Source organism: Microcoleus sp. CAWBG27 (genome assembly GCF_020883145.1).
Lineage (GTDB): Bacteria > Cyanobacteriota > Cyanobacteriia > Cyanobacteriales > Microcoleaceae > Microcoleus.
The window spans coordinates 1-15007 of the sequence record NZ_JAHREU010000005.1; the positions used below are offsets into that span (position 1 = coordinate 1).

The window sequence follows — 15007 nt, forward strand, 5'->3', positions numbered from 1 at the left end:
TGGCTTTTTAGCTTTTGTTGGTCTGATGGTGTCATTTTATTTGCCTCATCTTTATTTGAGGATTTTACTAGCTTTTTCATTTTAACTCTTTTTTGACACCTTCGCCAAAGTGAGATGCACCCTATCTATGCGGGCAACCGGGAGCTTTAAATGATGCGAGGATTGCTAGAGCGGGTTACTGTTAACAACAGGTTAAGATTTCAACCCAAGGTTAATTAATAGTTAAATACTCCGACCAAGCGTCAATATTCCTAAAGTCAATATAAAATAAAGTCAGGCATAATTGCCAGGGCGCATCTATCTCGGTCATACTCGAACTTGCCTAATACTTAAAGTGGTAAAATCTCATTTGCCACCCTAAGTTTTTTATGTAATTGAAAATTCCGTTTGCCAGAAGAATGTCGGCGAAAGCACTCAGCTACTCATCGACTGAGCTTTGCTGGCTAAATATCTGTTGGCAAATAGAACCCCAAAAAAGCGTACTGATGAATTTATGTTAAATACCTCGTGCATAGAAAGACCAGCCCCACCCCTCTCCCAGGCTGACTTAGGAGAACTTTCTTTAGACTCTACTCTCGTGGAATTGTCGCTTTACGCTTTTAACGTAGAAGCTACGGATTTGGGAATACAAATTTCCCAGATGTTAGAAGCTAATCCGCTATTACCGGGAGTCATTTTAACCGATCGAGGTGAATTTGCGGGGATGATTTCCCGGCGGAGATTTTTAGAATTTCTCAGCCGTCCTTTTGGGCGAGAATTATTTTTAAAGCGACCTGTGAGGGCTTTGTACCGCTTTGCCCAAACTGAGACTTTAATTTTCCCCAGCAATACTTTAATCGTGGATGCAGCCCGGAAGTCGCTGCTGCGATCTAAAGAACTGCTTTATGAACCAATTGTCGTTCAAGTGTCGCCTCAAAATTATAGTTTGGTAGACGTACACGAACTGCTAGTAGCCCAATCTAATATTCACGAACTAGCAACAAAATTACTGAGACAGCAAACTCAATCTCAACTAATTCAAACCGAAAAACTAGCCAGTTTGGGGCAGATGGTTGCTGGAGTTGCCCACGAAATTAGAAACCCCGTCACCTGCATCAGCGGAAATCTCGGTTTTTTATCAAACTACTCAAAAGACATCTTGCAATTGCTGACTGCTTACGAACAAATTGTCGGCCCTAGCGCACAAATTGACGAACTCAAAGAAGACATAGAATTTGATTTTTTACAAGAAGATTGGGCGGAAATACTCAAAAGTATGAAGGTTTCATCCGAGAGACTGACGGAACTTGTCACCAGCCTGCACACCTTCTCTCACATGGACGAAACCCACTTGAAAGAATCTAATATCCACGAGTGTATTGACAGTACGCTACTAATTATGAAAAACCGTCTCAAATACGGTTTTAAGGTAGTTAAAACCTATGGAAATTTACCTTTGGTGAAGTGTTATTCTGGTCAGTTGAGCCAGGTATTTATGAATATTGTCAGCAATGCGATGGACGCCTTGGAAGATCTAAAAGGAACAAAAGGTTTTGTGCCTGCGATTACTATTCAAACTGAGGTAATAAACAGTGCTGACGGAGACTGCGTAAGTTCAGAATTAATCCAAAATTATGTTTTGGGCGATGGCGTCGGGCCCCGCAAGCTACGACAAAATGCAAAATTGCTATCGTCCGCCAGCCCAAATGGAGACTTCAGCCCAGAAGCAGCGGGAAAAAATCCCAATAATGCTTGGATAGCGATCAGAATTGCCGATAACGGGCCGGGAATTGCGCCCGAAATTCAGCGGCGGATTTTTGAGACATTTTTCACTACTAAACCAGCGGGGAAAGGTACTGGTTTGGGGTTGGCAATTACTCATCAAATTGTTACGGAGAAGCATAAAGGTAAGTTGAATTTGCATTCAACGCCCGGTACTGGTACGGAATTTGAGATCTTGTTGCCATTAATTTAAATAAGGTACGTTGTTGCGCTTCAGCGCTCTTGTGATACCGGAAAGAGCGCTGAAGCGCAACTACGTACCTAAAAAGAATAAATGGTATGTTGTTGCGCTTCAGCGCTCTTTCATATAGAGCGCTGAAGCGCAACAACGTACCTTCTTCGAGCAATTAAGGTCGAAGCTGAACAGGCATTACTAAGAATGTGGCATTGACTCCGCCCAAAGGCTGAAAAATTACAGGGGCAAGAGCACCATTTAATTGCAGTTGAATTTCGGGAGATTGAGCCGTTTTCAAAATGTCAACTAAGTATTTCACGTTGAAAGCAATATCTATGCTTTCTCCCGAAATCTGTGCCGCCATTGACTCTTTACCGCAGCCGACATCTTTGGCGTCTACTGACAAAGTGATTTCCTGATTTTCCTCGTCGATGCTACATTTGAGGATATTATTTTTTTGGTCGGCAAACACTGCAATTCTTTCGACTGCTGCTAAGAGCGATCGCCGCTCAAGAGTAATTTGCCGCTCAAAAGAGGGCGGAATCAACTGTCGGTAGGCGGGATATTGCCCTTCCAAGGTGCGGGTTGTCAGGCGCTGCTCGGCCCATTCAAACACTACTTGACCGTGTTCAAAATGTAGGGTGACTGGTTCAGTCCACTGTCGCATCACCAGCATTCTTTCTACTTCCCGCAATGCTTTAGCGGGTACAGTCACCTCAAATTCTTCTTCGGTTTCTTCACCTTCTGCTTTTTCGTTGGCAGTTTGAACTACTGCCAATCTGTGGCCGTCTGTAGCTGCAAATTCTAGGCAATCTTTCAGTACCTTTAAATGCACGCCTGCCAGTACCTGTTTTGCTTCGTCGGGGCTAGTAGCAAATAAAGTTCCTTTGAGTCCTTCTATCAGGGCTTCGGGTGGCAATTTCAGGACTGTTCCTGCTTCGATTGCCGGCAATTCTGGGAATTCTTCGGGGCCCATGCCTCTGACTTGATAGCTGCCAGAGCTGCAAGTGAGACAAGCGACGGTATCTCCGGCTTCGTCTTCTAAAGTAATCTCTCCATTTGGGAGTCTGGAAACTATATCGTTGAGCAATTTCGCGGGTATGGTAAAACTACCGCCACCAGTCACTTCTGCTGCAAAGCTGGTGCGAATACCCAAACTGAGATCGAAAGCTGTTAAGCTAACCCGCTGATTTTCCTCATCCGCTACTAAGAGCACGTTGGCTAGTACGGGATGTGTCGGGCGGGAGGGAACGGCCCGACTTACCAACGAGAGGTTGGCGTTGAGGTCACTTTGGGTGCAAACCAATTTCATGAGATGAAGGTTAATTAACCGGATTTGAGATAGAAACAAATCGTATCACAGAAAGTAGGTGGCTCGGTTTTTCTGTGTGTAGGTGTACACACAGCACCAGATTCATTTTTAATTTGTTGAATTATTTTTCTGGGGTTCGCTCTGTGCAAACTGTGGAAAACAAAATTAAATGCTTGTCTGAAAAGGCTTGTAGTTGCTTTTTGCCTGTGGAAAACTTGTGGAAAAGCTGGAAAAAGTCGATCGCCCGCCCCTCGATCCTCAAAAACTTTTTTCAGCCAGAGAGTTGAGGATGTTTAGGGTGTCGATGATATCGAAGAATGTCCAGGTTAAAAGCATCCGTGATATTTTCCACAAACTTACGGTGATTTGTCCACAGGTTTTTCCACAGCTAATCTCAAATCCGATGCCACCGGATTTGAGATTACCCACAGTCAGGAGACGACGGTGTAGCGTTTCCCTACAATTGGCGATCGTTACATTCGAGCAAGACAAGCTGAAGTGCATTTAAATTGTATAGTCAAGTTTAAAAAAAGTTCTGTGGGGTGGGCCAGAAAGCCCGCCCGAAAAATACAATTTAGATGCGAAACAGCTTATTCAGCCGAGATATATTTGAAATTGAAGCAACGCCTGATATTACAGTCGCCAAACCTCGATATCATAGAATCTGTTTAACAAAAAAGTCGCCTCCCTACTTAAGCATCCAGCTAATTCTAGTGAGGACATCATTGTTTACCATCAATGCCTCAAACCTTTAAGTATATTGAATGCTTGATGAATTTCAGATTCTGTAACTGCGCCATATCCAAGCACCAAATAACAATTTGCCTCTTTTGTATCAGGCTCAAAATAAGCTGCCCCTGAGCACAAACCCACTCCTCGTTCTGCTGCGAGATCCACAATCTCGTCTGCGGGCTGATTAGGTGGAAGCTTAATCCAAAACTGCATACCACCACCAGGGAGTTGCCAACTCCACTCTGGAAACAACTCTCGTAAATACGTAGCGATAGAGTCTCGTTTCTGACGATAATGAATTCGCATCCGTCGCAGGTGACGTTCCACTGCTCCAGATTCTAACAGTTTCGCGACCCAACGTTGCAAGACTAAACTCGTCCCACCATCCAACTGCCACCGAATATCAACTAGGCGCCGAATAATTTCTGGATGAGCCACAATATACCCTAGTCGTAAACTATTAAACAATAGCTTGGAAAAAGTGCCCATGTAAACGACTCGTCCTCCCAAATCTCCAGCTTTTAATGCAGGTAATGGATGCCGATCGTAATAAAACTCACTATCGTAATCATCTTCAACGATCAGGGCATCCTGTACTTCAGCTAGTTGCAACAAAGCCGATCGACGACTGGGCGACAGAGTTACACCTTGAGGAAAATGATGTTCGGGCATCACGTAGTGGATTCGAGCAGAATAGGCATCCTCAGTTAAGCGAACTCCTTCCGAATCTACGGGACAAGCAATTCCTTTCATACCTCGCGTGATGAAATTTTGAGGAATAGTTAGATAACCGGGAGTCCCATAGCTAATGCTGCCACCATAAGGCGCAACCAAGATACTCAAGAGAGAAGAGGAATGCTGCGATCCATGAGTAATTAAAACTTGATTCGGTTCAGCTTGAATACCTCGCGTTGGTAGAACCTGTTGACAGAGTGCCTGAATGAGTTCTAAATCTCCATTATCTTTCTTGTAATGACTCAATTCAGGAATAGCTTGGCGAATCATCTGATTCAATGTTTGCTGCATAGTCTTGAGTGGTAGGCGATCGACTTGAGCAAGGCTTGGTGTGAAGCAGATTTTGTCTGTATCCCGATCGTCTGCTTGAAAGGTATAGGAGGCTTCAGTTAATAGCCACTTGGGGAATCCCTGTGTGTTGCGAATCTTGTCTTCTGGTTGTAAGACTGGAATTTGAGTAACGACAGTACCATGTCCTACTTTGCCTGTGCAGTACCCTTGTGCACACAGTTCTTCATACGCTAGAACAACTGTTCGACGAGCAATTCCCAATTCGATCGCCAATTGACGACTGGGAGGTAGCGGTGTATTAGCAGTTAGTGTACCAGAGGCGATCGCATTGCGAATCTGCTCCAATATTTGTAGGTAATACGGAAGATGTTTAGAGGTTTTATCTAAATCGATATGCAGCATATTGGTACATAAAAATAGCCACTAATTAGATCGTGACATTAGACCAATTAATCTAGCACAGAGTTCCCTGGACGGAGGAAATTAATAATTCGCGCCTCCATATGAGTTTAATCAGCTTTATTGTGGAACTGATCGGAGAGCCAGTTCTTGATAATGATCGGGTGCATCTGGTATTTTTTAAGGGCGAAGCATTCCGACAGATAATTTATTAGTGATAACCAGAGATTGGTAGTAATAAATATGTAGTGATTAGATTTTATTAGCTCAAAATATAGTTGTAATGATGGATGAAATACCAAATATCACTAATATGGTTCTCTAAATTTTTAGAAAATGAAAGAGTCTTTCTTACTAAACGAGAAACACGTTGGCGCAAAGTATTATTAAATCTTTAAATGTGATTAGTTTTTCCACTGTCTTTACCAACTGGCTGATGGCGTTTGCTTGGAAAAATACAAGCATATGCGCCCCAAAAATCCGTATAGCAAACAGCACATTGTCGATATACAGGAGGTAGAGAATTCCATAAGTGTTGGTAGATATCAAGGATGGAAGTAATAGTCACTTATGATAGCCTAAGTGTAACTAAATCTACATTCGAGCGCGCAAAAAAATATTAAAGTCACAAAAATTGATTGTGTGAGTTATAAAAATATCCTATGAATTCAATTACAGTAATTAAAATTCACTACATATTTATTACTACCATATGGTTTAATCCTCTAAATTCACCTATTCATTTTCACCAATCAACCGAGGTTTAGAATCGGGATTGATGCCTCGATTGGCTCGATTTGCTAAGGTGTGTTGCCAGTTGGGAGCCAGCAGTGGACATATAGCTAGGGAGGCGGCCAGTTCGCGATCTTTGAGCTGTTGATGCATGATTTCATTAGCACGGGCGATCGTCCATTGTGGATAAGGGCGATCGACTAAAGTGACAACTTGGTTTGGTGCTACATATCCTTCTTGTAAAACCCGAAAATACCAGCCTGTCCGACCGTTTTTTTGCACCTGCAACGCGAGGTCTTTAATACGCCATCGTCGCGACAATTTCCAGCATGGCTGACGGGGTTGAGAAACTTGAACTAAAGCATCACCAATTTCATAGGTATCACCAATGCAGACTGACGACTCTGTTTGTCCAACGATTGTGAAGTTTTCTCCAAATGCTCCATAGCCTAACTCTGGAAGCATTAATTGCCGTTGCCATTCGCGATAATGTTCAGTCGCGTAGGCAAGTACGGCTTTTTCAGATCCGCCATGATGGAGTAAATCTGCTTGTCCATCACCATCTAAATTCGTTTTCCCTAGCCATACAGAGCGATCGATCGGCTCTTTAAAAAATCCAGTAAACCAAGGACGATCCATTGGATTAAGAGCACTTTCTGTCCCTAGGTTTCTAGGCAAACCCACTTGAATTGAAACTAAATAGGGCGTATCTATCAAACTCATAAGAAAAATTTGTGCAATGGATGCCATCATACCTAAGTAATGGACTTATGTAATGAGCCAATCTTGGATATTTTTTGTGTACCAATTTGCCACAAAGGGCAAAAGTACAGTTCGGACTACTTAATAAATCTCGAACTTTCAACGAAACTTTTAGGACTAAGGGTAAGCATCCTATGGATAGTAACCACTAGAGGGTTTGCCCATACAAAGCACCATATATTTGGGCGTTGTGTTGATACTAGGATTGGTATCGCTAGATTTTTAGTATCCTTTTTCGTTAGAAATCATACAAGACGAAATATTCCAGCAATGGTACACTCAAAATATCTTTAATTGGAGCATTAGTTAGCTCCAATGACGCCACATCATATATAGTAGTAAATGTTTGTTACTAATGAAACGGAGTTGATTAGGAATTGTAAACATTGATTGTCTGTAACGTTGTTTCCCTTAATGTCAAGGAACTTTTTCATGATGACAGTGAACAAGCTAGGTGCATCTATCTTTCAGGAAAACTACAAAAGCCCTTTGGGCCGATGGAATGAATCAAGTTGGATACGGAACAAACCTCTTCGGGAAGGTAACATTGAAGGTTTACCCTTTTCTCCCGATCTCGTCCCGTTAGCCGATCATCCTGCCATTGCGTCAGATTCAACTCATCGGGTAACGGTTCTAGCTTATCGACTCCTTGCCCATTTACAATTCACAACTTTGTTGGAATTGAGTCATGTCAATCCTGTTTGCAGCAGTCTGGCTCAAGGAAATGCACCCATTTTTTTAAGCACGCTTCAGCGCAATGATGCTCTGCGAATTTATTGCGATGAAGGAGGACACGCTCTCTTTGTTGAATTATTTTCAACTCAGGTGGAGGAGGCATTCGGACTCGATCGATCGGTTATTGGTCGTCCACACTTCGATCGCATCATCGAGAAAATTATTGCTGAACATCAAACTCGGCTGTCGCCCCATCTCATTCAACTGTTTTTTGTCACAATCTCAGAAACTCTGGTGACAAAGGTTCTTAACTATGTTCCCCACGATCCTCAAGTTGCTCCCATTGTCCGTGCGGTTATCGGCGATCATGCGGCTGACGAAGCGTTGCACAGCGTTTATTTTCGTGGCTTGTTCCCCATCCTTTGGCAAAGCCTTGCATCCTATGAGCAAGAGGAAATGGGAAAATTGCTACCACAACTTATCTGGGCATTTCTGGCTCCCGATCGCCAACTCGAATACAGTATTCTGAGGTGCTTAGGCTTTAATGCAAAGGATTCGGAAGGAATTCTAGAAGAGGTTTACGTACCCAGCCAAATTGCTAAATTTGTTCGACAAGCTGCCAATCCAACCTTAAAAATGTTTGCCGCCGCTGGAGTGTTGGACGATCGTACAATTGAGCAAGTTTTCGCAGATTACGAATTGATTTAAGGATGACTACTTTGAAACACGCCACTGTCATTAGACATATTGCCTTTGAGGATCTGGGAAGTTTAGCTGAAGTATTGAATCAGCAAAACTACACAGTCAGATATTTAGAAGCTGGATTGGATGATTTGACTCAGATCGATCGCAACACAAGTCTGCTGATAATTCTGGGAGGCCCAATTGGAGCTTACGATGAGCAGGATTATCCGTTTCTAATTGATGAGTTACGTCTATTAGAATATCGTCTGGCTAACGATTTGCCTACGCTAGGAATTTGCTTAGGAGCACAGTTGATGGCTCGTGCTTTAGGAGCGAAGGTTTATCCTGGAGCGCAAAAAGAGATTGGATGGTCTCCTCTAAACTTGAGTCTAGCAGGTCAGCAAACACCACTCGCTTACTTAGCAGGGGATAAAACAGCCGTTCTCCACTGGCATGGAGATACCTTCGATTTGCCTGCTGATAGCACTCATTTAGCGGCTAGCGCGATCTATCAAAACCAAGCTTTTTCATGGAAAAAAGGAGGATTGGCGTTGCAGTTTCATCCAGAAGTCACAGCTCAAGGACTAGAACGGTGGTTCATTGGTCATGCGTGTGAAATTGGAGCAACGCCCGATCTCACAGTCGCTAAACTTCGAGAGGATACGATTCGTTATGCTGGACATTTATCAGTTCAAGCAGCGAAGTTCTGGGAAGATTGGTTAGCGTCTTTACCACAGGCTGTAAAATTGTAATAATAGAATAGCCTTGGGTGCATCTATATTTTGGAAGGGCGAAGCATTCCGGCACACAATTTATTAGTGAGAATGAGAGATTTACTGCCGTCAGGTGCTTCGCCCCTACGAGTATATTTGCACTCATTGAGATGCACCCGTCCGAATCTGTGTCAAGCCTTATTTCTTCTTTCTTCTCAAGTTTTGCGGCTGACAGCGTTAATTCGATCGCTCAATTGACGCAAAGTTTGGGCTAAAGTCGGATCGGTATTCCGCAACTGAGCAATTTTGTCGCAACTGTAAAGCACAGTCGTGTGATCCTTGCCGCCGAAAACTTCGCCAACCTTCGGCAAACTCAAATCGGTATGCTGCCGAATTAAATACATCCCGATTTGACGGGCAAAGCTAATTTCTCGCCTGCGGGAAACACCTTTCAAGTCTTCCACAGAAACATCAAACACCTCAGCCACAACTGCAATGACTGCATCGGGTGTCGCCTCTACGGTTTCAGTTTGCGGGTTCAAAATCGGAGTGATATTCTCCACAGTCATCGGCAAACCGGTAATAGAAAGATATGCTACGGCTCGAATTAAAGCACCTTCTAATTCCCGAACGTTGGAAGTGTAACTAGAAGCAATGTATTCTATGACATCTCGCGGCAGCCTCATGTTTTCATATTCGGCTTTTTTCTGCAAAATTGCCATGCGTGTTTCCAAGTCTGGCAATTGAATATCGGCAATTAATCCCATCGAAAATCTGGAACACAAGCGCTCTTGCAGGCGGGGAATCTGCTGCGGCGGGCGATCGGAAGCTAAAACCACTTGATTCCCGGCTTCGTGCAATGTATTAAAAGTGTGGAAAAACTCTTCTTGGGTGTATTCTTTGCCTTCTATAAATTGGATGTCATCTATTAATAAAACATCGGCTGCGCGATAGTGATCGCGGAAAGTTTGCATACTATCTTTGCGAATGGCTGCGATTAAATCGTTGGTGAATTTTTCAGTTGAAACGTAAAAAACTTTGGCGCTGGGGTCGATTTCTAAGCGATAATGACCGATCGCCTGCATTAGATGAGTTTTGCCCAAACCAACGCCGCCGCACAAAAATAGGGGATTGAATTCTCGGCCCGGAGACTCGGCTACTGCGAGGGCTGCTGCATGGGCCATGCGGTTGTTGGAACCGACGACAAAGCGGGAAAATACGTATTTGGGGTTTAAATGGGCAGGTTTAGGGGGGTGTAGCGAGTGGCTTTCGGGGCTATCGGCGATCGGGGATGGCCAAATCATGGCGGAGTCGTTGCTGCCACCTGTTTCGGTACCACCGGCAATTGTCAAGTAGATTTCTACGGGATAGCCGAGAATTTCTTCAACTGCGTCGGCGATGGTTTTGACGTAGTATTTTTGCAACCAATTGCGAGCAAAGGGGTTGGGGGTGCTGACGATCAAACAGTTATTTTCGAGTTGTTCGGCCGTGGCAGTTTTGATCCACGTCTCAAAGCTAGGTCTGCTAAGTTGTACCTGGAGACGTTCAAGTATCTGATTCCACAGACTTTCGAGCGTAATGTCCACTGCTTTCCTCTGCCGATCGGCATTCAAGAGATTCTCTAGTCCAGACATTTCAGTTTAGTCGAGTTGGTGGTTGGGAAGCTAGACCGACAGTTGACAGTTGACAGTTGACAGTTGACAGTTGACAGTTCGTTGTAGGGGCAGTGGATGGTGCGGGCCTGCCCTCTTAGCTGACAGTTGACCTGTGACAGCTCTCAATCGAAAATCCAAAATGAGAAGCCGAATGTTACAGTTTATAAAAGTCTACCGATCGCCCAAAAATTTTGTTTGTGGCTCTGTGGATATAGCAGGTATCAAAGAGCTGCTAGGCAAGTATTTAAATTTGGCCCGAAAGCCTTAAAACGTAGCGATGAAGAGTTCTACTGGCAAATTTTGGAAGCAACCGGCAATTTACATATTGCTGCTGGTAACGGGAGCCGCAGCCGCCATGTTGGGCGATCGGCTGTCGGTTTCTCAATTGCGTGCAAATTCGGGGGATGCGGGACAAACAACCCTGCAACCGAGATTGCAAGTGCCTGCTAGTACGAAGCCTCAAGCTAGCAAAGTCTTGCCGTCTGTTCCCTTGTCGGGGGATTCGGCTAATGTGAATTTTATTGTGGCTGCGGTGGCCAAAGTGGGCCCGGCTGTGGTGCGGATCGATGCTTCGCGCAAGGTGAAACCAGGAAATAGAGGGATTTCGCCGGAGGATTTTTTTGGCGGACAACCAAATTCGGGCGGGCGGGGCGGAATCGAACGGGGTACTGGTTCTGGTTTTGCGATCGGGACTGACGGCGTGATTCTCACTAACGCTCACGTTGTGGAGGGCGCAGATACAGTAAATGTCACCCTCAAGGACGGCCGCAGCTATCAGGGGCGGGTGTTGGGGGCGGATAAGGTGACGGATGTTGCTGTGGTGAAGATTGAGGCGAATGATGTGCCTGTGGTGACGATCGGCAATTCTGATAAACTGCTGTCTGGGGAATGGGCGATCGCGATCGGCAATCCTTTGGGTTTGGACAATTCGGTGACAGCGGGGATAATTAGCGCTACAGGGCGATCGAGTACCGAGGTGGGCGTACCCGACAAGCGCATTGGTTTTATTCAAACAGACGCTGCAATCAATCCGGGGAATTCCGGCGGGCCGCTGCTGAATGCTTCGGGGGAAGTTATCGGGATGAATACGGCGATTATTCAAGGTGCTCAAGGATTGGGGTTTGCGATTCCGATTCAGGCGGCGCAAGAGGTGGCGAAGGAACTGATTTCGACGGGGAAAGTCGAACACGCTTATTTAGGCATTGAAATGGCGACACTGACTCCAGAGGTGAAGCAGCAAATTAACAGCAATGCTAACAGCAATCTGCGAGTTGCAGTCGATCGGGGTGTGGCGATTGTGAGTGTGGTTCCTAACTCTCCCGCAGCCGCCGCAGGTTTGCGGGCTGGAGATGTGATTCAAAAGATTAACAATCAGCCGATTATTCAGTCGGAAGCTGTTCAGGAGTTCGTGCAAAATGCCAAAGTTGGCGGCAATTTGCAAATGGAAATTAACCGCAACGGGCAAATAGTTAATTTGAGTGTTAAGCCGGGGAGTTTACCTGTTCAAAAAGTTCAGTAAATTGTTGACAGTCAACAGTTAAATTAACCAACCGTTCCAAGTAAGGACTTAAGTCCTTCTTTATAAGGTTCGTAGTAAGGACTTAAGTCCTTCTTTGATAAGGTTCGTAGTAAGGACTTAAGTCCTTCTTTGATAAGGTTCGTAGTAAGGACTTCAGTCCTTCTTGATAAGGTTCGTAGTAAGGACTTAAGTCCTTATTGATAAGGTTCGTAGTAAGGACTTAAGTCCTTCTTGATAAGGTTCGTAGTAAGGACTTCAGTCCTTCTTGATAAGGTTCGTAGTAAGGACTTCAGTCCTTCTTTGTAAGGTTCGTAGTAAGGACTTCAGTCCTTCTTTGTAAGGTTCGTAGTAAGGACTTCAGTCCTTCTTTGTAAGGTTCGTAGTAAGGACTTCAGTCCTTCTTTGTATGTGAAATTCTGCTGAGGACTGAAGTCCTCACTACAAACAAATAACCAATTAATATGTCAGAAATATTGCAAATTTCACAATTAGGAAATCCCGTACTGCGGCAACCGTCGCAAGTTGTCGAAAACGTGAAGGACGATCGCATTCAACAGCTAATCGACAACCTAATTGCTACCGTCCAACACGCGCACGGAGTCGGGATTGCCGCCCCTCAAGCTGCGATGTGCGATCGGCTGTTTATCGTCGCATCCCGTCCCAACCTGCGGTATCCCCAAGCGCCGCACATGGAACCGACAGCGATGATCAATCCCCGGATTGTCGCTGCATCGACAGAAAAAGTTAAAGACTGGGAAGGCTGTTTGAGTATTCCGGGGATACGGGGGTTAGTGCCGAGAAGCAGGGCGATCGAAATTGAATACACTTGTAGAGACGGCAAACTTCACAAACAAGAATTAACTGATTTTGTAGCTCGGATTTTTCAGCACGAACACGACCATTTAGATGGCATCGTGTTTTTAGATAGGGTGGAAAGCACAACAGAACTCATGACTGAGGACGAGTATCAGCAGCAATTTGTCAAGCTCCTCTGATAATTGATATAATTGCGATCGGTAACATCAGTGATGTCGCGAACAGGAGAGCAAATGTCAATTAATTTGGATAAAGGCGGGAGAATCAATCTTTCTAAAGAAGCACCGGGGCTGAAAAATGCCGGGATCGGTTTAGGATGGGATATCAATGCTACAGACACCGGAGGAGCATTTGACTTAGATGCTTCCGTGTTTATGCTGGGCGCTGCTGGTAAAATTCCCGGTGAAAAATACTTTGTTTTCTACAATAACAAAGAGTCGCCCGATAATTCTGTAAAACATCTAGGAGATAGCAGAACCGGAGAAGGAAGTGGCGATGATGAAACAGTTACAGTCGATTTAACCCAGGTAGATCCTGCGGTGCAAGAAATAGTGTTTGTGGTGACAATCCACGAAGCAGAATCGAGAAGGCAAAATTTCGGTCAAGTGCGGAATGCTTTTATCAGGATTTACGACACCTCTACTAATACAGAAGTCACGAAATACGACTTGGATGAGGATTTTTCTCGGGAGACTGCGGTGGAGTTTGGCAGACTTTACAAGAAAGATGGCGAGTGGAGGTTCCAAGCTGTCGGACAAGGTTACAATTCAGGCTTGCAAAGCTTTGTAGATAAGTACGCCTGATCGAAGGTCGATCGCTCTAAACTAGATTAGTTCGCGATCGCACTCCGAGACCAAGAAACCGGGTTTTTTGCAGTTTTAAGTGGTGACAACAAACTATTTTGGTCAAAAAACCCGGTTTCTGGCTGCCCATGCGTCCAATATTCCCCTGAATTCTAGTTTCTCGAACCTCAGATTAATCAGAGAAAAACAGATGAACCGATATTTTAGCAGTTTATGGCGATCGGCAAATCGCAGCAGGATGTCAAAAGTAAGGGGGTTCGCGGGTGGTTGGCCAGAAGCGCGGCCAGCGATTTTAGTTTTTTAGAACAGCTTGACGAATTGGGCGATCGCTACCTAGATAAAGCCGATTTCTTCAGTATAGAAGACCCGGAACATATTACCGATGAGGAATTATACGATTGGTTGACAGCAGAATATCCGCATTGGGTAAAATCAGCGCGTTTGGAAAATATCTTATCCTAGAAATAGCAAACCTTACAAAATAATCAAACTATGGCTATCAACTTGACAAAAGGACAATCGATCGTACTCAGCAAAAGCGAATTCGACTTATCTCGATTGACAATGGCTTTGGGCTGGGATGTAGCGAAAGCTAAAACAGGTCTTTTCGGTAGAAGCAGCGGTGCAAATTTTGACTTAGATTCCTACGCTCTGTTGCTGGGAGAAAATGGCAAATTAAAAAACTACAAAGAAGATGTAATTTATTACTCTCATTTGGAGTCAAAGGACAAAACCGTGGTTCATTCCGGCGACAATCTCACGGGAGCTGGAGACGGAGACGACGAACAAATCTTTGTAAAATTGAGTTCTTTGCCAGTAGAATATCACAAAATTATCTTGGGTGTAAATATTTACGATGGGCCAGCAAGAAAACAGCATTTTGGCATGGTAGAAAACGCTTACGTAAGGGCTGTAGATGCAGCCGGAAAAGAAATCGCTCGCTATCGCTTGTCAAATGACCCTTCCTATGAAGGCAAAATAAATATGTTGATGGGAGAAGTTTATCGAGAAGGTGGCGAGTGGAAATTTAAGGCATTGGGAAATCCTTTGGCTGAAGATTTGAATGGTGTTGTCGGTTCGTTTATGCGGTGAGATCCAAAACTTCGGTTGTGTTGAAAAGATAATTCATTCTTTCATATAATGTCCGGTCAATTGACCGAAACAAGTAAGGTTCGTAGTGCGGACTTCAGTCCGCATCCAGAAAGCGGACTAAAGTCCGCACTACGAACCTTTTTTCTGATGG

Annotated in this window: 13 protein-coding genes and 1 pseudogene; 9 read left to right on the plus strand and 5 right to left on the minus strand. The window is 44.4% G+C overall.

Annotated elements, in window-relative coordinates; translation table 11 throughout:
* The first annotated feature begins 493 nt into the window (after positions 1-493).
* Entirely contained in the window at positions 494-1954 is a 1461-nt protein-coding gene (locus QZ938_RS04465; protein ID WP_293153699.1) for an ATP-binding protein, read from the plus strand.
* Between the two features lie 154 nt (positions 1955-2108).
* Here the strand turns inward: QZ938_RS04465 and dnaN are convergent, their stop codons facing one another.
* On the minus strand, positions 2109-3248 hold the full coding sequence (dnaN, locus tag QZ938_RS04470) for a DNA polymerase III subunit beta (RefSeq protein WP_293348662.1): 1140 nt from the start codon (positions 3246-3248) through the stop codon (positions 2109-2111).
* 217 nt (positions 3249-3465) lie between these two features.
* Here dnaN and QZ938_RS04475 point away from each other — a divergent pair, with 217 nt between their 5' ends.
* Entirely contained in the window at positions 3466-3756 is a 291-nt protein-coding gene (locus QZ938_RS04475) for a hypothetical protein (RefSeq protein WP_293348659.1), read from the plus strand.
* A gap of 227 nt (positions 3757-3983) precedes the next feature.
* Here the strand turns inward: QZ938_RS04475 and QZ938_RS04480 are convergent, their stop codons facing one another.
* The 3 genes and pseudogenes from QZ938_RS04480 to QZ938_RS04490 all read right to left on the minus strand — a co-directional run bounded on the left by QZ938_RS04480 (position 3984) and on the right by QZ938_RS04490 (position 6776).
* Positions 3984-5408 (minus strand): PLP-dependent aminotransferase family protein, encoded by a 1425-nt coding sequence (locus QZ938_RS04480; protein ID WP_293348656.1) that lies wholly within the window; start codon positions 5406-5408, stop codon positions 3984-3986.
* A 259-nt stretch (positions 5409-5667) separates the two neighbouring features.
* Positions 5668-5820: pseudogene (locus QZ938_RS04485) on the minus strand (IS1 family transposase); the annotation flags it as partial.
* Positions 5821-6140: 320 nt separating this feature from the next.
* Entirely contained in the window at positions 6141-6776 is a 636-nt protein-coding gene (locus QZ938_RS04490) for an MOSC domain-containing protein (RefSeq protein ID WP_293348653.1), read from the minus strand.
* 555 nt (positions 6777-7331) lie between these two features.
* Here QZ938_RS04490 and QZ938_RS04495 point away from each other — a divergent pair.
* On the plus strand, positions 7332-8282 hold the full coding sequence (locus tag QZ938_RS04495; protein WP_293348650.1) for a diiron oxygenase: 951 nt from the start codon (positions 7332-7334) through the stop codon (positions 8280-8282).
* A 2-nt stretch (positions 8283-8284) separates the two neighbouring features.
* Positions 8285-9010: a glutamine amidotransferase gene (locus QZ938_RS04500; RefSeq protein WP_293348647.1), complete on the plus strand. Its 726-nt coding sequence runs from the start codon at positions 8285-8287 to the stop codon at positions 9008-9010.
* Between the two features lie 176 nt (positions 9011-9186).
* Here QZ938_RS04500 and dnaA read toward each other — a convergent pair whose 3' ends face one another.
* A complete protein-coding gene (dnaA, locus tag QZ938_RS04505; RefSeq protein WP_293348674.1) occupies positions 9187-10557 on the minus strand; it encodes a chromosomal replication initiator protein DnaA in 1371 nt (456 codons plus the stop codon).
* A gap of 346 nt (positions 10558-10903) precedes the next feature.
* Between dnaA and QZ938_RS04510 the strand changes: the two genes are divergently transcribed.
* The 5 genes from QZ938_RS04510 to QZ938_RS04530 all read left to right on the plus strand — a co-directional run bounded on the left by QZ938_RS04510 (position 10904) and on the right by QZ938_RS04530 (position 14856).
* Positions 10904-12145 (plus strand): HhoA/HhoB/HtrA family serine endopeptidase, encoded by a 1242-nt coding sequence (locus QZ938_RS04510; protein ID WP_293348644.1) that lies wholly within the window; start codon positions 10904-10906, stop codon positions 12143-12145.
* 461 nt (positions 12146-12606) lie between these two features.
* Positions 12607-13140: a peptide deformylase gene (gene def, locus QZ938_RS04515; RefSeq protein WP_293348641.1), complete on the plus strand. Its 534-nt coding sequence runs from the start codon at positions 12607-12609 to the stop codon at positions 13138-13140.
* 54 nt (positions 13141-13194) lie between these two features.
* The gene (locus QZ938_RS04520; RefSeq protein ID WP_293348638.1) at positions 13195-13764 is read left to right on the plus strand and encodes a TerD family protein; all 570 of its coding nucleotides are present in this window, start codon (positions 13195-13197) and stop codon (positions 13762-13764) included.
* A gap of 213 nt (positions 13765-13977) precedes the next feature.
* The gene (locus QZ938_RS04525) at positions 13978-14226 is read left to right on the plus strand and encodes a VWA domain-containing protein (protein ID WP_293333097.1); all 249 of its coding nucleotides are present in this window, start codon (positions 13978-13980) and stop codon (positions 14224-14226) included.
* A gap of 30 nt (positions 14227-14256) precedes the next feature.
* Positions 14257-14856: a TerD family protein gene (locus QZ938_RS04530; RefSeq protein WP_293149062.1), complete on the plus strand. Its 600-nt coding sequence runs from the start codon at positions 14257-14259 to the stop codon at positions 14854-14856.
* The last annotated feature ends 151 nt before the right edge of the window (positions 14857-15007 follow it).